17 protein-coding genes are annotated in these 19,185 nt (G+C 70.0%); 11 read left to right on the top strand and 6 right to left on the bottom strand.

Features of this window, described 5'->3' with window-relative positions; translation table 11 throughout:
• Window positions 1–3: 3 nt before the first annotated feature.
• Window positions 4–1,263, bottom strand: coding sequence for a prolyl oligopeptidase family serine peptidase (locus H5407_RS08950; RefSeq protein ID WP_255501159.1), 1,260 nt, complete (start codon window positions 1,261–1,263; stop codon window positions 4–6).
• Window positions 1,264–1,612: 349 nt separating this feature from the next.
• Between H5407_RS08950 and H5407_RS08945 the strand changes: the two genes are divergently transcribed.
• Complete coding sequence (locus tag H5407_RS08945) at window positions 1,613–3,763, top strand: alpha-amylase family glycosyl hydrolase (protein WP_183104103.1); 2,151 nt, start codon at window positions 1,613–1,615, stop codon at window positions 3,761–3,763.
• Window positions 3,764–3,851: 88 nt separating this feature from the next.
• Here H5407_RS08945 and H5407_RS08940 read toward each other — a convergent pair whose 3' ends face one another.
• The 4 genes from H5407_RS08940 to H5407_RS08925 all read right to left on the bottom strand — a co-directional run bounded on the left by H5407_RS08940 (window position 3,852) and on the right by H5407_RS08925 (window position 7,836).
• A complete protein-coding gene (locus H5407_RS08940; RefSeq protein WP_183104102.1) occupies window positions 3,852–4,877 on the bottom strand; it encodes a thioredoxin family protein in 1,026 nt (341 codons plus the stop codon).
• Between the two features lie 112 nt (window positions 4,878–4,989).
• Entirely contained in the window at window positions 4,990–5,385 is a 396-nt protein-coding gene (locus tag H5407_RS08935) for a hypothetical protein (RefSeq protein ID WP_183104101.1), read from the bottom strand.
• Between the two features lie 11 nt (window positions 5,386–5,396).
• Window positions 5,397–7,262, bottom strand: a complete 1,866-nt coding sequence (locus H5407_RS08930) for a radical SAM protein (RefSeq protein ID WP_183104277.1) — start codon at window positions 7,260–7,262, stop codon at window positions 5,397–5,399.
• Window positions 7,263–7,470: 208 nt separating this feature from the next.
• Window positions 7,471–7,836, bottom strand: coding sequence for an HU family DNA-binding protein (locus H5407_RS08925; protein WP_183104100.1), 366 nt, complete (start codon window positions 7,834–7,836; stop codon window positions 7,471–7,473).
• Window positions 7,837–8,249: 413 nt separating this feature from the next.
• Here H5407_RS08925 and H5407_RS08920 point away from each other — a divergent pair, with 413 nt between their 5' ends.
• From H5407_RS08920 to H5407_RS08895, 6 genes are all read left to right on the top strand, one after another.
• A complete protein-coding gene (locus H5407_RS08920) occupies window positions 8,250–9,041 on the top strand; it encodes a hypothetical protein (RefSeq protein ID WP_183104099.1) in 792 nt (263 codons plus the stop codon).
• Window positions 9,042–9,209: 168 nt separating this feature from the next.
• Window positions 9,210–10,454: a glycosyltransferase gene (locus H5407_RS08915; protein WP_183104098.1), complete on the top strand. Its 1,245-nt coding sequence runs from the start codon at window positions 9,210–9,212 to the stop codon at window positions 10,452–10,454.
• 12 nt (window positions 10,455–10,466) lie between these two features.
• A complete protein-coding gene (locus H5407_RS08910) occupies window positions 10,467–11,432 on the top strand; it encodes an amidohydrolase family protein (RefSeq protein ID WP_183104097.1) in 966 nt (321 codons plus the stop codon).
• A 13-nt stretch (window positions 11,433–11,445) separates the two neighbouring features.
• Window positions 11,446–12,642: a glycosyltransferase family 4 protein gene (locus H5407_RS08905; protein ID WP_183104096.1), complete on the top strand. Its 1,197-nt coding sequence runs from the start codon at window positions 11,446–11,448 to the stop codon at window positions 12,640–12,642.
• Window positions 12,643–12,729: 87 nt separating this feature from the next.
• Complete coding sequence (locus H5407_RS08900) at window positions 12,730–13,131, top strand: DUF4398 domain-containing protein (RefSeq protein ID WP_183104095.1); 402 nt, start codon at window positions 12,730–12,732, stop codon at window positions 13,129–13,131.
• 39 nt (window positions 13,132–13,170) lie between these two features.
• Window positions 13,171–14,016 (top strand): OmpA family protein, encoded by an 846-nt coding sequence (locus tag H5407_RS08895; protein WP_183104094.1) that lies wholly within the window; start codon window positions 13,171–13,173, stop codon window positions 14,014–14,016.
• A gap of 117 nt (window positions 14,017–14,133) precedes the next feature.
• On the opposite strand, the gene H5407_RS08890 is transcribed toward H5407_RS08895, so the two are convergent.
• Entirely contained in the window at window positions 14,134–14,895 is a 762-nt protein-coding gene (locus H5407_RS08890; RefSeq protein WP_183104093.1) for an outer membrane beta-barrel protein, read from the bottom strand.
• Between the two features lie 318 nt (window positions 14,896–15,213).
• Between H5407_RS08890 and H5407_RS08885 the strand changes: the two genes are divergently transcribed.
• The 4 genes from H5407_RS08885 to H5407_RS08870 form a co-directional block, all read left to right on the top strand.
• Window positions 15,214–16,584: a glycosyltransferase gene (locus tag H5407_RS08885; protein WP_183104092.1), complete on the top strand. Its 1,371-nt coding sequence runs from the start codon at window positions 15,214–15,216 to the stop codon at window positions 16,582–16,584.
• A 5-nt stretch (window positions 16,585–16,589) separates the two neighbouring features.
• Complete coding sequence (locus H5407_RS08880) at window positions 16,590–17,207, top strand: hypothetical protein (protein ID WP_183104091.1); 618 nt, start codon at window positions 16,590–16,592, stop codon at window positions 17,205–17,207.
• The gene (locus tag H5407_RS08875) at window positions 17,204–18,313 is read left to right on the top strand and encodes a glycosyltransferase family 9 protein (RefSeq protein WP_183104090.1); all 1,110 of its coding nucleotides are present in this window, start codon (window positions 17,204–17,206) and stop codon (window positions 18,311–18,313) included. Before H5407_RS08880 ends, H5407_RS08875 begins: the two co-directional genes overlap by 4 nt.
• On the top strand, window positions 18,310–19,185 hold an 876-nt coding region (locus H5407_RS08870; RefSeq protein WP_183104089.1), incomplete at its 3' end, for a glycosyltransferase family 2 protein. The genes H5407_RS08875 and H5407_RS08870, both read left to right, overlap by 4 nt.

The following is a 19,185-nucleotide window of genomic DNA, read 5'->3' as shown; positions in this document are numbered from 1 at the left end:
AGGTCAGAGATCCTTGGCCGCCGTACCGAACTTCTGCAGCATGAAGTTCCAGAAGGGCTGCACGCAGTCCAGGTGGCCCGAGGGCTGGGCCGTGCAGTCCGTGAGGCTGACCAGGTTGCCGGCACCGCGCTGCTGCATGGCGCTCAGGGTGTCTGAGGAGGCGCGGTAGCTCACGGTGGCGTCCTCGCGCCCGTGGTAGAGCCACAGGGGCAGGGCCGGCTTCCAGTCATAGACATTGCTGCGGGCTTCGATACCGGCCACGTCATCGACGAGGTAGAGGTCCAGGAAGGTCGGGTCGAAGACCACGTCGGCGTCCTTGCCCACGGCCTTGTCCAGCAGCAGATCGCGGACCTTGCGGCGGTCGCCGTCGCCCAGCAGCTTGAGAAAGCCGGGGTTGAGCAGCAGGCCCAGCACCTTGTTCTCCTCCTTGACCTTGGCCAGCAGATCGTCGAGCACGCGGTCCACCTCGTAGGGGCCGGCGCCGGCCACCGTCATCTGCAGCTGGGCCTTGTGCACGCTGGCGCCGGACTGCAGGGCCCGGAAGGCCGCCACGCTGGCATAGCCGCCCTCGGAATAGCCGCCCAGGAAGAGCTGCTTGTTGTCCTTGATGCCCTGGGTGTAGCGCCAGTAGCGCGCGGCCGTCAGCAGGTCGTTCACCGCGGCGGCCGTGGGTGTGGACTGCAGGTAGGGGTGGGGGCGGTCCTTGCTCGCGCCATAGCCCACATAGTCGGCCGCCAGCACTACATAACCGGCCGAGGCCATGACCACGGCGGCCTCGTCGGCCGTGGCATGGTTGCTGGGGGCCTCGGCGTCCTTGGTGGTTGTGCCGTGCTGATAGCTGAGCACTGGGCTGCGGCTGCCGGCCGGCTTGACGGGGACGCAGACCAGGGCAGAGGCCTCCACGCTGGCCCCGCTGCCGTCGATGGTCAGGTAGTTCAGGCGCCAGGTCTGCACGGCATAGCGCGGCGTCAGGCTGGGCGCCTTGGGGCCGGCGGCGCTGATGGCGGCCTGGATCTCGCCGCTGCTGATCAGCTTGAGGGCAGTGGCGCGCTTCAGCTCGCCCGGGCCGCTCACGGGCAGGACCGGTGGCTCGGGTGGCTCAGTGGGCTTGTCCGGCACCGTGCTCCCGCCGCCACCGCCACTGCCGCCGCAGGCTGTCAGCAGCAGGCCACTTGCGAGGGCGAGGCTGCCCAAGGCGCGGCGCCGCCCGCGGGGCATGGTTCTGCGCTGGGGTGAGGGGGTCAGGTCTCGTCTTTGGCTCATGGGGCGCTCCCTGCGTTTTGGGGGCGATTGTCCTGTGTGTCGGCCCTGCGGTGCGGTCTGCCGGGGTGGGTTGGGGCGGAGGTCGCCCGGCTTGCTGCTGGTTTTGTATCAAAAATACATTTTTTCGCTGCTGGATTTGCAGGAAATTCTTCCCAATTTGACGCAGGTGTTGGCATGTTTCAAGCGGATTTCATGGGAATGTTTTGGTGTTCACCCCAATTTGTCTTGTTCGCGATGTAGCAATACTACTAACGCTTCTCGGTCGCCGCCACGCGACCCGGGGGCGCGAGGGATCACCCATCAAGCACAAGGACGGGCCGACACAGGCCCGACACAGGAGACAAGAGACATGCCTACCCCCAACGCCGGCCGCCTGCGGCCCTGGCTCCGCCTGAGCCTGCTCACCGCGGCCGCCCTGGCGGCCTTTGCGTCCTCTGCCAGCCCGGACACGCATGTGTCCAACAAGCAGGGCTTCGCCACCGACGTGGTCTACCAGATCGTCACCGACCGCTTCAAGGACGGCGATGCCACCAACAACCCGACGGGCGCGGCCTTCAGTGCCGGCTGCACCCAGCTCAAGCTGTACTGCGGCGGTGACTGGAAGGGCATCACCCAGAAGATCAGCGACGGCTACCTCACCGGCATGGGCATCACCGCCCTGTGGATCTCGCAGCCGGTGGAGAACATCAGCGCCGTCATCAACTACTCGGGCACCAACAGCACCTCCTACCACGGCTACTGGGCGCGCGACTTCAAGAAGCCCAACACGGCCTTCGGCTCCATCGCCGATTTCCAGGCGCTGATCACGGCGGCGCACAACGCGGGCATCAAGGTCATCATCGACTTCGCTCCCAATCACAGCTCGCCTGCCGACCCCGCCAACAGTGCCTTCGCCGAGAACGGCCGGCTCTATGACAACGGCACGCTGATGGCCAGCTACAGCAGCGACCCTGGCGGTCTCTTCCATCACAACGGCGGCACCAGCTTCTCCTCGCTGGAGGATGGCATCTACCGCAACCTCTTCGACCTGGCCGACCTCAACCACAACAAGGCCACGGTGGATGCCTACTTCAAGTCCGCCATCCAGGGCTGGCTGGACCTGGGTGTGGACGGCCTGCGCGTCGATGCCGTCAAGCACATGCCCATGGGCTGGCAGAAGAACTGGATGTCCCACATCCACGGCTACAAGCCCGTCTTCACCTTCGGCGAGTGGTTTCTGGGCGTCAACGAGGTCGATCCTGCCAACCACGCCTTCGCCAATGGCAGCGGCATGAGCCTGCTGGACTTCCAGTACGCCCAACGGGTGCGCCAGGTCCTGCGCGACGGCAGCAAGACCATGCAGGACCTGCACCAGACCGTCGTGGACACGGCAGGCCAGTATGGCCAGGTGATCGACCAGGTCACCTTCGTGGACAACCACGACATGGATCGCTTCCACCAGGCCGGCGCTCCGCAGCGCAAGCTGGAGCAGGCCCTGGCCATCACCCTGACCTCGCGCGGCGTGCCGGCCATCTACTACGGCAGCGAGCAGTACATGACGGGCAACGGCGACCCGAACAACCGCGCCATGATGAGCGGCTTCGGCACCGGCACCACGGCCTACCAGGCCATCAAGAAGCTGGCCGCCCTGCGCAAGAGCAACGCCGCCCTGGCCTACGGCACGCAGCAGGAGCGCTGGCTGAGCCCGGATGTCTACATCTACGAGCGCAAGTTCGGCACGCAGGTGGTGCTGGTGGCCGTCAACCGCAGCAGCACGACGGCCACCACCGTCAGCGGCCTCTTGACGGCCCTGCCGGCCGGCAGCTACAGCGACGTGCTGGGTGGCCTGCTGGGCGGCGGGGCCTTGAGCGTGGGCAGCAGTGGCGCTGTGCCCAACTTCGTGCTGGGTGCGGGCGCCGTGGCCGTGTGGCAGGCCGCACCCGCCATCAGCACGCCGACGCTGGGGCATGTGGGTCCCATGATGGGCAAGCCCGGCAATGTGCTGACGATCGATGGCCGCGGCTTTGGCGCGACCAAGGGTTCAGTCTTTTTCGGCAGCACGGCTGTGACCGGTGCGAGCATCCTCAGTTGGGAAGACACGCAGATCAAGGTCAGCGTGCCTGCCATCGCCGCGGGCCGCTATGCCGTCAAGGTGCGCAACGCCAGCGCCGTGGACAGCAATGCCTATGCCGGCTACCAGCTGCTGAGCGGCCCGCAGGTGACGGTGCGCTTCATCGTCACCAATGCCACGACGGCGCTGGGCGAGAACGTCTACCTGACCGGCGACCGCTTCGAGCTCAGCAACTGGAGCAGCAGCACGCCGGTGGGGCCGGCCTTCAACCAGGTCGTCACCAGCTACCCGAACTGGTACTACGACGTCAGCGTGCCGGCCAGCACCACGCTGCAGTTCAAGTTCATCAAGAAGAACGGCAGCGCGGTCACCTGGGAAGGCGGCGCCAATCACACCTTCACCACCCCGGCCAGCGGCACGGCGACGGTGACGGTGAACTGGCAGCCGTGAGCAGCGTCCGCCCGGCCTGAAGAAGGCCGCCCCGCGTGTCTGACAGGACAGCGGGGCGGCGTTGTGTCGAGGGCGGGCGGGCCGGGGCTCAGTCGATGAGCTCGCGCCGCAGCGTGGCTTCGTCCCAGTCGCCGATCTTGCGGCGGGTCTGCTTGCCGCCCTCGATCACGAGGTAGGTGGGCAGGCCGTTCACGCCCAGCTGCTGGCCCACGGGGTTCTGGCCTACGCTCTGCCAGGGCTGGAAGCTCATGCGCAGGAACACCGTGCCCTCGGGCACCGGCCGGCTGGACAGCGCGGCGTAGACCGGGTTGGCGCGGACGCAGTGGACGCAGTTGGCATCGAAGCTGGTCACCTGCAGCACCGCGCGCTGCCGGGGGTGCTCGGCCAGCCACTTCTCCAGGTCTTTGGGGGCGATGTCGATGATCTTCGGTGGGCCTGCAGGCGGCTCCGCTGCGGGCGCCGCCGCTTCGCTGCGCTGGGGGGGTGGCGGCAGGGCGGCGCTGGGTGCCGGCGCCTGCTGCTGGGCGATCCAGGCCTTCAGCGGGCCGAGGTCCAGGCTGGCTGACTGCACCAGCTTGACCGTGGACACGGGGCGCTCGCCGAACTGGCCCACGCGCACGGCCGCGATGGCATCGGGCTTGTAGGCCATGAAGTAGAGGCCGTGGTGGCCGAAGCGGTAGAGGTCCAGCTTCTTGCCTAGCATGTCGAATTCATTGCGCCAGCTCTGGGAGCTGTCATCGCTGCCATCCGGTGCCTGGCAGGGGATGTCGCAGATGGTCACCAGCTCGTAGCCCTGGGCCTTCAACTGCCCGGCGTAGTGGCGGGCAATCAGCACGGGGCTGTCGTCGTTCTTGTGGTCGTACTGGACCACGCTGACGGCGCCTTCGTAGCTCATGCGCCAGCGGCTCTGCCGGCCGCCACCGGACTTGCGCTCCGGCGGCGAGATGGGCAGCGTGCCCTGTTCTAGCGGATTGATGTGCCGGACGTACTCGCTGGCGCGAGGGAAGGGCGTGAGGGGGGCCGCGGCCTGCGCCTGGGCGGCCTGCCCGGCGCCGGCCATCAGCAGGGCCAGGCCTGCGCCGGCCAGGCGGCCGCGCTTGGAAGAAGAAGTCATGTCACTCCCCGGATCGTCTTGTCATGGACGGGCAGCCGGGCCCCGGCCGCCGCCGCGCGAGAATTGTTCCATGGGCTGTCGGAGATCCGGCAAGCGTCGGGGCCTGAAGTTGTCAACGTTTGTGAACGTCATCCGGCGCCGGCAAGGCCGGCCTGCACAGCTGGACGATCTGGCACAGCCAGGCGGCCGCGCCGAAGAAGGGCAGGGGCAGCAGCAGCAGTCCGAGCAGCAGTCCGAGGCCGAGGCTGTTGGCGTCCGCCATGAGCGGGCTGGAGGCGGCCAGCAGGAGCAGCCCGGCCGCCATCGTCAGCGCGTGGCCGCACCAGCACAGGGCCCGCACGCCGCGCAGGGGCTGCAGGAGTCCGCGCCATACGCTGCGCCGCCACAGCAGCAGGACCAGGCCCAGCACCGCCGGCGTCCACCAGGAGACCAGCGGGCTGCGCACCGGTGCGAGGCCGAAGACCAGTCCTGCCATGAGCCACAGCCAGGCCAGGCTCAGGTGCCACATGCCCGCGCTCCTCAGTCCCGCTGCGCCAGCGCCCGCTGGATATGCCCGCGCTTCACCGTGGGCTTGGGCACGCGCACGTCGAACCAGCGGCGCACGTCCTCGTCCACGCCGATGCCGTGCATGAAGTTGTAGAGGCCCTTCTTCAGCGCGCGGCCCATGGCGTCGTGGTCTGTGCCGGTGGGGTCGATGAAGCCGATATCGTTCTTCGCAAAACGGCCTTCGGGCAAAGGCAGCAGCTCCACGCCGAACTGCTCCGGGTTCAGTCCCACGGGCGAATGCACCGTGCAGGCGAAGCGGTGGAAGAAGCCGCTGTGGATGCAGCCGTTCTCGAAGAGCTGGCGCACGTACTCCAGCGCATCCACCGTATCCTGCACGGTCTGCGTGGGGAAGCCGTACATCAGGTAGGCATGGACCAGCACGCCGGCATCGGCGAAGGCCTTGGTGACGCGGGCCACCTGCTCCACGCTGACGCCCTTGTTCATCAGCTTCAGCAGGCGGTCCGAGGCCACCTCCAGGCCGCCGGAGATGGCGATGCAGCCGCTGTCCGCCAGCTGCTGGCACAGCTCGGGGGTGAAGGTCTTCTCGAAGCGCACATTGCCCCACCAGCTGATGGCGGTGCCGCGTGCCTGCAGCTCGGCCGCCAGCGCCTTCAGCGACTTCGGGGGCGCGGCCTCATCGACGAAGTGGAAGCCCGTCTGCCCCGTTTCCTTCACGATGGCCTCGATGCGATCGACCAGGGTGGCCGCCGTGGCGCCCTCGTAGCGCGAGATGTAGTCCAGCGAGACATCGCAGAAGCTGCACTTCTTCCAGTAGCAGCCATGGGCCACGGTGAGCTTGTTCCAGCGCCCGTCGCTCCACAGCCGGTTCATGGGGTTGAGCATGTCCAGCAGGGAGAGGTAGCGTTCTATGGGCAGGCCGTCCCAGGTGGGCGTGCCAACGTCCTCGAACGGGATGTCGGGCTCGGCCAGGTGGCGCCAGCGCACCTCGCCGTCCTCACGCACGAAGGTGCGCACCAGGCGCTGTGCCGAACGCTGGCCGGCCAGGTGCTCCAGCAGGGCCAGCAGCGGGCGCTCGCCGCCGTCCAGGGTGATGAAATCGACGAAGTCGAAGATCCGCGGCTCCGACAGCTCGCGCAGCTCGGTGTTGACAAAACCGCCGCCCAACACCAGCTTGACGCCGGGGTGCTGCGCCTTGATCGCCTGCCCCATGCGCAGGGCCGCGTACACGGCGCCGGGGAAGGGCACGGACAGCAGCACGACGTCGGGCCGCGTCTCGCGCACCGCGGCGAGGGTCAGGTCTTGCAGGCTGCGATCGATGAGGTTGGGTGGCGCCGCCAGCGCCTCGGCCATGGGCTCGAAATGGGGCTGGGCGGTGGCCAGGCTCTCGGCGTAGCGCACGAACTCGAAGCGGGGATCGACGGCGTCGCGCAGCACATCGGCGAGGTCGTTGAGGTAGAGGGTGGCCAGATGCCGGGCGCGGTCCTGCAGGCCCAGGGCGCCGAAGGCCCAGGCGAGGGGGTCCTCGCCCTCGTCGGCCAGGTAGTGGTCGATGGTGGCGAAACGCGCGCCCTCGGGCAGGAACTGCCGTGTGTTGATGCGGTGCGCCAGCGTGGGGTCGCGGCCCTGCAGGAAGCCGATGGCGCGCTCGATCGTGGCCTCGTAGGCCGGGTACTGCTCGGCGAAGCTGCGGGTTTGAGCCGTCTGCTGCTTGCGATCCAGCGCCTCGACGGCCTCGCGCATCTGCCGCAGGCCAGCCCGAGAGAAGAGCTGTAGCACCAGGGCCAAGGCGAGGTCGCGCTGCTCGCAGTGCAGGCCGCGCGAGCGCAGGAAGCCGGTCAGGTAGGCGGTGGAGGGGTAGGGCGTGTTCAGCTGCGTCATCGGAGGGATGAGCGCGAGCACACGCAGGTCGGTCACGGCAGGCACGGTGGCGAGGCGAGGCAGGATCGGAGGGCGAGGCAAGGGAGCCGATGCATGAACTGTACGCGGCCGAGCGGCCGGCGGCATCTCAAAGAGAAAGCCCGCGTGGCACGGTGTGCGCCACAGCGGGCTTGAGCGTCACGACGCAGGCTCGCGGCCTGCGTGGCGATTACTTCTTCTTCTTGGCGACGGGCTTGGCAGCCTTGGCAGCCTTGGCTGCGGGCTTGGCTTCAGCCTTGGCAGCCTTGCGGGCGGCAGCCTTGGGATCCACTGCAGCCTTGAAGCCTGCGCCCGGGGTGAACTTGGGCAGCTTCGCAGCGGCGATCTTGATCTTCTCGCCGGTGCTGGGGTTCACGCCGGTGCGGGCAGCGCGGGCGTGTTGCTTGAAGGAGCCAAAGCCGGGGATGGACACAGTGCCACCCTTCTTCACCGTGGTGACCACGGCATCCAGCAGGGTTTCGACGATGCGGCCGGCTTCTGCCTTGGTCAGCTCGTGCTTGGAAGCCAGGTGTTCGATCAGTTCGGTCTTGTTCATTCGTATGAAGTTTGGTTGAGCCCGAACAGGCTCGGGCGGCGCGGATTGTGCCCCATAAACAGGGGCCTGTAAGCCAGGGTTTGCGCAAAAGTCCCAAGGGCAGGGGGCTCTGGGCCCGCGGGCGCGGGAAGGTCCCATGGTCACGGGGCTGGCAGGCGGGCGGTGCGGGTGACGGTGGGCGCAAAGGGGGGGCTGAAACGTAGGCTGACACAGGGGCTGACAGAGCGGCTGACACAGGGGCTGGCAACGGGACGACGCGCGGCACCCGAGGCGGCCCTGCGCCCCCGGCGGCAAAAACTGCCTGCCAGGCCCTGCGGTGCGTCGGGTACGGGGATTGCCTCGCTTTAGCGGACCGGGTGCCCCGCGGTACGCCGGTCAGTGATGAATTCTGAACTATCGCGAAAGGATGCACTATGAACCAGCAGGGTCGAAACCAGGGCCGCCACGAGGAGCAGGGCCAGCGCAGCCGCAGCAGCGGCGGCAGCAACTACGGCGATTGGTCGAGCAACCGACCCCAGGGTATGGAAGGCCGGGCCCCGGACCAGTTCCAGGGCTCCCAGCAGGGTGGCTATCAAGGGGGCTACCAGGGGGGCATGGGACAGCATCCCGGTGCAGTCCATGACAACGGCGGCTTCCAGGGGGGCTTCCAGGGCATGCACGGGGGCGAACAGGGCGGCCAGCACTTCGGTGGTGGCTACGGCCAGAACTTTCCCGGCGCGGCTGGCGGCTACGGTGGGCAGTACGGCCAGGGCAGCCATAGCCCGCAGGGGCAGCACCACAGCAGTGGTGGCGTGGGCCCAGGCGGGACCGGATTTGGAGGCGGCTATGGGGGGCTTGGGGGCCAGGGCGGCATGGGCAGCGACCACAGCGGCTATGGCAATCCGGGTGGCATGAGCGGCAGCTACGGCGGCAGCTTTGGCGGCCCAGGCAGCCAGCACAGCCAATTCGACCCGGACTACCACCAGTGGCGCGAGGAACAGGTGCGCAACCTGGACAACGACTACCAGTCCTGGCGCCAGGACCGCTACAAGAAGTTCTCCGACGAGTTCAGCCAGTGGCGCAGCCAGCGGCCCCAGCACAGCGGCAGCCAAGGCAGCGGCGCTGACGAGAACGGCGAAGGCGGCAGCCGCGGCGCCGCCAGCAGCGCCACCACGGGCAGCGGCACCTCCAGCACGGGCACCGCAAGCAGCCGCACCACCAAGTAGGCCCCGGCCGCAGCTTCGTCCGGACGAGGCCTTGCAATGCCCGCCGGCTCCGCCCTCGTGGCCGGGGTTGGCCCCGCAAGGCCAGTCCGCCCAGTGCCCAGGCCTGCGCCGTCGGGCCGGATGCCCTCGGCAGGCGTCCCGGCCCCTGGCGCGGGCATCAGGACCTCCATGTCACCTCTTGTCGTTTTCAGCCATCTGCGCTGGTCCTTCGTGTACCAGCGGCCCCAGCACCTGATGTCCCGGCTGGCTCGGTACCATCCGGTGCTCTTCATCGAGGAGCCGGTCCATGGCGCCGGTCCCGCGCGGCTGGACAGCAGCTGGCAGGGGCGCCATCTCGAAGTGCTGACGCCCCACAGCCCGCTGCCGCCCCATGGATTCGACGAGGAGCAGGCCCTGCTCCTGCGACCCCTGCTGCGCCGTGCCCTGCAGGAGCGCGGCCTTCGCTCCCCCATGGCCTGGCTTTACACGCCCATGGCCCTGCCGCTGGCCCGCGCCCTGGATCCGGTACTGTGGATCTATGACTGCATGGACGAGCTGTCCGCCTTCAAGGAGGCCCCGGCCGAGCTGCCCGAGCGCGAGCGCGAACTGCTGGGCCTGGCCGCTCTGGTGTTCACCGGCGGTCCGGCGCTCTACGAGGCCAAGCGAGCGCTGCATCCTCAGGTGCACTGCATGCCCAGTGCGGTCGATGTGGCGCACTTCCAGCCGGCCGTGCAGGATGCGGCCGCCACCCGCTGTGCCGAGCAGGTGCAGGGCGCGCTGCCCCGGCCGCGACTGGGCTTCTTCGGCGTCGTCGATGAGCGCATGGATCTGGACCTGCTTGCCCGCCTGGCCGATGCGCGCCCGCAATGGCAGCTCGTGATGGTGGGCCCGGTGGTCAAGATCGATCCCGCCAGCCTGCCCCGGCGGCCCAATATTCACTGGGTGGGCCTGCAGAGCTACCACGTCCTGCCGGCGCTGATGGCCGGGTGGGACGTCTGTCTCATGCCCTTTGCCCTCAATGAATCCACCCGCTTCATCAGCCCCACCAAGACCCTGGAATACCTGGCGGGCGAGAAGCCCGTGGTCAGCACGCCGGTGCCTGACGTGGCGCGGCTCTATGGGGCCGTGGTGCGCATCGCCGGCACCCCCGAGGCCTTCATCGAAGCCTGTGAACAGGCCCTGCACGAGACCCCTGCCCAGCGGCGCCTGCGCCTGACGCATGCGATGGACGTGGTGGCTTCCTACTCCTGGGATGGCAGCGCGCAGGTCGTGCAGGCGCTGCTGCAGGAAGCGCTGGAGGCCCGGCTTTGGGGCCGGGCGGTCCGGCCTGCGCCAGGAGGTGCGAAGCGGCCGGTGGCGCAGGACCATGCCGAGGCCGCCTCGGCGGCATTGGCCCGCGCCGCCACACTGGCGGCACGGCCCGGTCGCAGCTGAAGCGCGCCGGCCATGAAGATCATCGACGCCCACCTGCACTGCAGTGGACGCGAGGACAGCGCAGGCGTGCTCCGGGCCCTGGACGAGGCCGGGATCGAACGGGCTGTGCTGCTGGCGCCCTTCCTGAGCCCTGGCCACGCGCTGGGCGATGCCGCCTCGTTGCGCCGCGGCAATGCCCACCTCGCCCGCCTGGTGCGCGGCCACGAGGACCGCCTCACCGGCCTGGCCGTGGTGGACCCGCGCGACGACCACGCCGCACAGGACCTGCGCCATGCCATCGAGGGCCTGGGCCTGCGGGGCGTGAAGTTGGTGCCCACGGGCTGGTACCCCTTCGAGGAGCGGGCGCGCGGGGTGTACGAGGTGGCCGCCTCGCTGCGGCTGCCCGTGCTCTTCCACAGCGGGATCTTCATCGACGGTCGCTCCGGCCGATTTTGCCGCCCGGTCTACTGCGAGGCTCTGCGCGACCACCCCGGCACCCGGGTGGCCCTGGCCCACATGGGCTGGCCCTGGACCGACGAGGCCTTGGCCGTCGCCCTGATCGATCGCATCCACGAGGTGCCGCACGAGCGGGCGCAATTCCGCCTGGACATCTCCTTCGGACCGCCGAAACCCTACCGCCGAGAAGTGCTGGCCCGCATGTTGGAGGTGCTGGGGCCTGGATCGCTGCAGTTCGGCAGCGACTGCTTCCTGCCCTGCAGCGGCGAGCAGCTGCGCGAGCGACGGGACTGGGTGCAGGCGCTGATGGACGAACTGGCGCTGGATGCCGCGGCCCGCGAGCAGATCTGGTGGGGTACGGCGGCGGCCTGGCTGGGATTGGAGGGTACCGATGGACCGCGCTTTGCGTCGAGTCCGCAGGGTCAGGTCTTGCGACCGCTCCCTGCCGCACGGCCGCAGCCCGGGGAGGAAGACGCACAGGGCCTCGGACAGCGGCTGCGCCAGACCTCTGCCGCTTGGGGCTGGGCGCCCCGTTGTTGCTGAGACAGGAAGGTCTATGGACAGAAAGACCGTCGCCGTCGCCAGGCCAGGCGCTGCCGCAGGTGCGGGGCGGCGCGTCCACGTGCTGGAGTGTGTGGGCAACGCCATCGTGGGCGGCATGGAACGCTGGGTTGAGCGCCTGGTTGCGCAACTGCCGCGGGACCGCTTCCGTATCAGCCTCCTGTGCCCCTACGAGGGTCGCTTCAGCGCCGCCATTCGGGCGCTGGGCGCCGAGGTCTTCTGCGTGCCCATGCCCGAGGACCCCTGCTGGAGCACCGTGCAGGTGGTGCAGGCCCTGGTGCTCAGCTCGGGCGTGGACCTGCTACATGCGCACCTGCCCAATGCCCATGCGTTGGCGGGCCTGGTGTCCAGGCTCAGCGACGTGCCGATGCTGAGCACCATCCATGGCCGGCAGATCACGATGCTGGACCTCGAGGTGCACCGCGCCGTGCACAGCCATCTGAGCGTGGTCTGCCGCCACAGCTACTACCACGCGCTGGGTCTGGGCGTTGACATGCGCCGCCTCAGCTGCGAGCCCAATGGCGTGGATACGCGCAGCTTCCATCCCGGCCCGCGTCCCGTGGACGGCCTGCGCGCCCGGCTGGGCTTGACGCCGGACACGCCCCTGGTCGGCTTCGTCGGGCGGCTGTCGCCCGAGAAGGGGCCGGAGCAGTTCCTGCGCGCCGTCTCCCTGCTGCAGGAGGGACTGCCCGAGGCCACGCGCTTCGTGATGGTGGGCGAAGGGCCGATGAAATTGGCGCTGGAGGCCGAACTGGCCCGCCTGGGCCTGGGGCAGCGCGTGTGGCTGGTGGGCCACTGGGACGACATGTCCGGCCTGTACCGCGAGCTCGACCTGCTGGTGTCCACCTCCCACTCCGAGGCGATGCCCCTGGCGCTGATGGAGGCCATGGCCAGCGGGCTGCCCGTGGTCGCGACGCGCGTGGGCGGCATTCCGGAGATCGTGCAGCACGGCATCAGCGGCTGGCTGGTGGCCGCGCGGGACATCGAGGACATCGCGGGGCGCGTGCGCCAGATGCTGGCCCAGGCCGAGCTGCGACAGCGCATGGGCGCCGCCGCGCGCCAGGACATGATGGAGCGCCTGGAGCTCAGACCCAGCCTGGAGCGCGTCGCGGCGCTGATGCAGTCACTGGCGCGCCCGGCCCGCGAGCCCCATCGCCTGGAGGAGGTCAGCGTCCTCGGGCGCGCCTCCTGAGGCAGCCCCGCCCTCGCGCGTCTCGCAGCAAATCCGTCGGGCATGAAAGCTGCCCCAGGGCAAGAACCCGGAACACAAAGGACTGCCATGACACCTTCTTCTGCTCGGCGGCTGCGTGCCGCGTCCCTGATCTCGGGCCTGCTGGCCCTGGTCGCCTGCGCGACACCCGAGGGGCCGCCGGCCTCCATCGCTGCGGCCCAGAATGCCGTCGATGCGGCCAGCAGCGATGGCACGGCCCAGCTCGCGGCGCTTGACCTGGCCCGAGCGCGAAGCAAGCTGGAGCGTGCGCGCCAGATCGCGCCGACCGACCGCCTGCGGGCCCACCGACTGGCGGAGGAAGCAGCGGCCGACGCCGAGCTCGCCCGCGCGCAGGCCACGCGGCAGCGCTCGCAGCGTGCGATGGAGGAGGTCCAGCAGTCCCTGCAGACGCTGCGAGAGGCGCTGCAAGGGCGCAGCGCAGCGCCCGCCAGCCCCGCGGCCTCGCGCTGAGGCGCAGGCCTGTGTCCATTCCCTGAAGCAGGAGACTCCATGCAAGAACTCAAGACACTACTGACGGTGGCTGCTCTGGCCATCCTGGCCGGGTGCCAGACCTTGCCAGCCAAGGACCCGGCCCTGGACGCCGCCGAGCGTGAGTACCGCGAGGCGGCCGCCGATCCCCTGGTCCAGCGCCATGCCGCGGCCGAGCTGGCCCAGGTCCGCAACATGCTCACGCGCGCTCAGAGCTACTACAGCGACGAGCGCAATCTGGAGCAGACCCGCCACCTGGCCTACCTCGCCAGCGCGCAGCTCTCCACCTTGCGCGCCCAGTCGGCCAGCCGTGACGCGGACATTCAGGTGCAGCAGTCCGGCGCCGAACGCGACCGCCTGCGCCTGCAGGCCCGCGATGCCGAGCTGCAGCGCGCTCGCAGCGGCGAAGATCAGGCACGCCGCGCCGCCGCACAGGCGCAGGACCGGGCCTCGGCCCTGCAGCGCGACCTCGCCGAGTTGAGCGCTCAGAACACCCAGCGCGGCGTGATGGTCACGCTGCGGGACATGCTCTTCGCCACTGGCCGCGCCGAGCTGCAGCCTGGCGTGCGCAGCGCCATCGAGCGCTTGGCCGACGTGCTGCGCCAGCATCCCGAGAGGCGCCTGCTGATCGAGGGCTTTGCCGACAGCACCGGCAATGGCGCGATGAACCAGCGGCTCTCGCAGCGGCGCGCCGAGGCCGTGCGCAGCGCACTGGTGCGGGCGGGCGTCGCGCCGCAGCGCCTGGAGCTGCGTGCTTACGGCGAGGAATACCCCGTGGCCGACAACGCCACCGCCGCGGGCCGGCAGCAGAACCGCCGCGTCGAGCTGCTCTTCTCCGACGAACAGGGGCGCCTGAACTACCGCTGAGCCGGCCGCCCCGCGGGCGTACAGACCAAGAGAGAGGCCCCGCGGGGCCTCTCTTTTGCTTCCCATTGCATCTCATTGCTTCTCTGTCTTGCCGGCGGAACTCCCGGGCCGTGGGCGTCAGAAGCGGTACTTCAGCGCCACTGCCGTGCTCTGCACATAGCTGCTGGCGCCACCCGGGAGCTTGAAGCGGTCCCGGTTGCGCTCGATGGCGACGGTGAAGTTGCGGTTGAAATTGAAGCCCACGCCAATCGTGGCGGAGGGCCCCCAGCCGTTTTTCGTGCCCGTGCTCACGCCGGACAGCGGGTCGGCGCTGATCTTGGTGTGGCCGTAGATAACGCCGGCCTTGGCGTAGACGTTGATGTTCTCCATGTCCACCATGCCCACCAGGCTGAGGTTGGCGCCGTAGGCCCGGGCTTCGCCACCGGCACGGTCGACCTTGCCGTAATGCCGTAGGCCCAGCTCCAGGCCGAGGAAGTCGTTGAACATGCCGCCGGTGTAGAGGGCGAAGGCGCGGTCGCGGTTTTCACAGCTGAGCGGCGCCTGGCCGCAGGGCGTGGCGTAGTCCGACTTACCCAGGCTGATGCCCATGTAGCCGCGGCGGGTGTAGGGGATCCAGGAGTAGTCGCTGCCCGCATAGCTGCCGCCAGCGCTGGCGTAGCTGCCACCCGTGCCGTGCTGGTCCTGGGCGGCCAGGCTCGGTTCGGTGGCGCTGCTGCCGCTCGTGCTGCTCGCGCCGGCCTGAGCATGGGCGGTCGCCGCGAGCACGCAGGTGCCGAGGATCAGACAGAGACCGGTGCGCCCGGTGGCGGGGCGTGCGGGCGCGGCGCAGGGGTGGCCGTGGTGTCGTACATGCATCTTGAGGTCCTTCTCGGTGGTCATGGTGGTTGGAAGATGAACGCCCTGAGGCTTGGAAGCACGCCAGAGCGGCGCGCCAGGAAGGGAGCGCACGCCCGGTGCTGGCCCAGGAGCCAGTTCGCGCGTCGCCTGAGGGGTGTCGGCAAGTGCCATGCCATGCCTCCTGCCAGAACGCCAGCCAGGACTCCCGTGCGTACCGCGAAGGCGACGGCAAGATTTGCGGCAGCGGCCCTGGCAGGAGGGCCGTGCAGCGCCGTCTCCAGGTGGGGAAGACGCAGGGCCGGGCGAGCGGTCCGGGCATTCCGATTGCCGCGTCCGGACATTCCATTTCATGGAGATGCCATGGCAACCCCGTCCCTCCGCATCGCTCTGATCAGTGAACACGCTTCACCCCTGGCCCTGGCCGGCAGCGTGGATTCGGGCGGGCAGAACGTCTACGTCGCCAAGGTGGCGACTGCGCTGGCGGGGCGCGGCCACGAGGTGCTCGTGCTGACCCGCCGCGACAGCCCCGACCTGCCGCCGGCGCAGGCCCTGGGTCCGGGTGTGCAGGTTTTCCATCTGGATGCGGGACCGCCTGCATTCGTGCCCAAGGAGCAGTTGCTGCCCTGGATGCCGGCCTTCGAGGCCCAGGCCCGCAAGCTGCTGCGAAGCCGCGCGCCCTGCGATGTGGTGCACGCCAACTTCTTCATGTCCGGCCTCGTGGGCCTGCGGCTGCAACGGCGCCTGCAGCTGCCCCTGGTCGTCACCTTCCATGCCCTGGGTGCAGTGCGTCGCCTGCACCAGGCGGCGGCCGATGGCTTCCCGCCCGAGCGCCAGGCCATCGAGCGTTGCGTCGCGCATGCGGCGGACCGCGTCATCGCCGAAAGCCCGCAGGACCGCCAGGACCTGCAGCAGCACTACGAGCTGCCCTCGTGTCAGATCGCCGAGGTGCCCTGCGGCGTGGACCTGCAGGAGTTCAAGCCCGGCGAGCAGTGCGCCGCGCGCGAGCTGCTGGGTCTGGATGCGCAGGACTTCATCGTCCTGCAGCTGGGCCGCATGGTGCCGCGCAAGGGCGTGGACAACGTCATCCGCGCGCTGGCCCTGCTGCCAGTGGGGGCCACGCGGCGCCGGGCCCGGCTGCTGGTCGTGGGCGGCGAATCGGAGCAGCCCGACGACGGGCAGACGCCGGAGATCTGCCGGCTGCGCGAACTCGCACGGCAGTTGGGCGTCGAGGAAGCCGTGCAGTTCATCGGCCGTCGCGGCCGTTCGGAGCTGGCGCGCTACTACCAGGCGGCCGATGTCTTCGTGAGCACGCCCTGGTACGAGCCCTTTGGCATCACCCTGCTTGAGAGCATGGCCTGCGCCAGGCCGGTGATTGGCAGCGCCGTCGGCGGCATCCAGCACACGGTGGTCGATGGGGTCACCGGCTACCTGGTTCCGCCCAAGGATGCTCTTGCCCTGGCCAAGCACCTGGACAGGCTGCGCGCCCATCCGCAGCAGGCCGAGGCCATGGGCCGGGCCGGGCTGCTGCGCGTGAGGCGCATGTTCACCTGGGAGCAGGTGGCGGCACGGCTGGAGGCGGTCTACCGGCGTGTCCTCGTCGAGCGGCGCCGGCCCGAGGCCGGTCCGCCGAGCGGCCTGGGCCTGCTGAGCCCCCAGGTGAGACCGGTGACCGTGTTCGCGCCCGCGGCGCCGGTGCAGCGGCCCGCCGCGGGCTGGGGGTACAAGGCATGAGCGGCATGGCAGAGCTTCTTGATCCGCGCATCGACCAGTTCGGCAAGCGTTCGCGCCGCCTCCCGGGGCCGGCTCCCGCAGCCGTCTTCCTGCCTTTGGAGGCCCTGCGGGCCCCTCTGATGGCCCCGGACGCGCCCGCCGAGGCCCTGCGATGGAGGACCGGCGGGCTGGCGGCCCTGCAGGCCTTTCAGCGGCATGGCTACCGGGTGCTGATCCATGCGATGCCGGCAGATGCGGTCGCTCAGGCCAGCCGCTCGGCCCGCTTGCACCTGGAGGAGCTGCGACAGCGGCTGGCACAGGAGGCGCAGTTCGAGATCCAGGCCGAGGGCCTGTTGGCCGCCGTGGAGGCCGACGCCCTGCCGGACCTGCTGCGGCAGGCTGCGGCCGCGCAGGGGCTGGACCTGCAGCGGGCCTGGTACTTCAGCTGGGACGAGTCCCTGGGCACGGCCAGCCGTCGCGTCGGCTGCCGCAGCGTGCGCCTGCTGGAACCGGGCCGCACAACGCGCCGTCGCTGGCCTCTGCTGCGCGGGCATGTGCCCATGAAGCTGTTGGACGCGGTGGCCTACGTCCTGCGCTGCGACGGCCACCTGGCTGCCGGTCAGCCCCTGCCGGCGCAGGCATGAGCGCCACCGCCATCCCCCCGGCCTGGGCGCAGGTGCGCCGCGTGCTGCTGCTGCGCCTGGACGGCATGGGTGATGTGCTGATGAGCACGCCCGCCATGGCGGCCGTGCGGGAGTGCCTGCCGCAGGCCACATTGAGCCTGCTGAGCTCGCCGGCCGGCGCGGCGCTGGCGCCGCATCTGCCCTGGCTGGATCAGGTGCTGAGCTACGAGGCGCCCTGGGTGAGGCCGGGCGAGGCAAGCCAGGGCGGTCCCGCCGGGGAGGGCGGGGCCGACGAGGCCCTGCTCCTGCAGCTGCGCCGCGAGCGCTTCGACGCCGCCATCATCTTCAGCACCTGCACCCAGAGTGCCCTGCCGGCAGCGCTGATGTGCCGCCTGGCGCGCATCCCCTTGCGTCTGGCCCATGCCCGCGAGAGCTGCTACGGCCTGTTGAGCCACCGTCTGCCGGAGCCCGATGCGCTGGGTCCGGCCATGCGCCACGAGGTGCAGCGCCAGCTGGATCTGGTGGCCAGCGTGGGGCTGCATACGGTGAACCCCGGGCTGCGCTTCGCACTGAGGGCGGCTGATGTGCAGCGGGTGGCCGCGCTGCTGGCCGAGGCCGGGCTGCCGCCTGGGCGGCCATACCTGCTGCTGCATCCGGGCGCCAGCGCGCCCTCTCGGCGCTATCCCCCCGAGGCCTTTGCTGCAGCGGTGGCAGTCCTGTCCGGCGAGGGCGGTCCGGCGCTCGCGGTGTGCGCGGGCCCGGGTGAGGCCGGTCTGCTGCAGCGTCTCGGCGCGGCCCTGCCACGCCCGCCGCTGCAGCTGCCGGGACCGCCCAGCCTGGGCGAGCTGGGGGCGCTGATCGGTGGGGCCTGTCTGCTGATCGCCAACAACAGCGGTCCGGTGCACCTGGCCGCCGCACTGGGCACGCCCGTGGTCACGCTGTATGCCCTGACCAATCCCCAGCACACGCCTTGGCGTGTGCCCTCGCGGGTACTCAGCCATGAAGTGCCGTGCCGTGACTGCCTGAAGAGTGTCTGTCCCCAGGGGCACCAGCGCTGCCTCACCGGCGTGCCGCCGGAGGCCGTGACTCGGGCTGCGTGGGAGCTGCTGGCGGAGGCCGCGTCATGAGGGGCGTGCCTCAGCAGCGCCAGCTGCCGCTGCTGGTGTCCGTGGTCCTGCCGACCCACCGCCGTTTGGCCCTGCTCTACCGCTGCCTGCAGGCCTTGATGCGCCAGAGCCTGGCCGCGGCCTGCTACGAGATCCTCGTGGTGGACGACGGCCGGGAGGAGGCCGTCCAGCGCCTTGTTGAGCAATTGGCCGCGCAGCCGGGAGCGCCCACACTGCGCTACATCCGACCGGTGCAGGGGCGGGGCCCGGCGGTGGCGCGCAACTGCGGCTGGCGCGCCGCACGGGCGGCGCTGGTGGCCTTCACGGACGATGACATCGTGGCCGATCCCCATTGGCTGCAGCAGGGCCTGCTGGGCATGCGCAGCCAGTGGCTGGCGCTGGCCGGGCAGGTGCGGGTGCCGGCCCTGTACGAGCCGGGCCGGCGCCCGACCGACCATGAGCTGATGACTCAGGGCCTGGAGCACGCGGAGTTCGTCACCGCCAATGCCTTTGTGTGGCGGGCCGCGCTGATCCTCGTGGGTGGCTTTGACGAGCGCTTCCAACGCCCCTGGCGCGAGGACGCCGATCTGCAGTTCCGCCTCGAGGCCCTGGGGCCTGTGGGCCGCTGCGATGCCGCCCTCGTCTGGCATCCGGTGCGGCCCGAGCGCTGGGGTGTGGCCCTGCGCCAGCAGCGCAATGTGTTCTTTGACGCCCTGCTGTACCGCAAGCATCCGCGCCTGTACCGGGTCCGGGTGCGCCGCCGGCCGCCCTGGGACTACTACCTGATCGTGCTGCTGAGCCTGATCGCCCTGGGCCTGGGCCTGGGCAGCCGGCCGGTCGCGGCGCTGCTGTGCGCGGCGCCCGCCCTGGGCCTGGTGCTGGGCCTGGCCTGG

The organism is Mitsuaria sp. WAJ17, assembly GCF_014174515.1.
Lineage (GTDB): Bacteria > Pseudomonadota > Gammaproteobacteria > Burkholderiales > Burkholderiaceae_C > Roseateles_B.
Note: the sequence above shows the minus strand (reverse complement) of the source record. Positions and strands in the feature narration are given on the sequence as shown.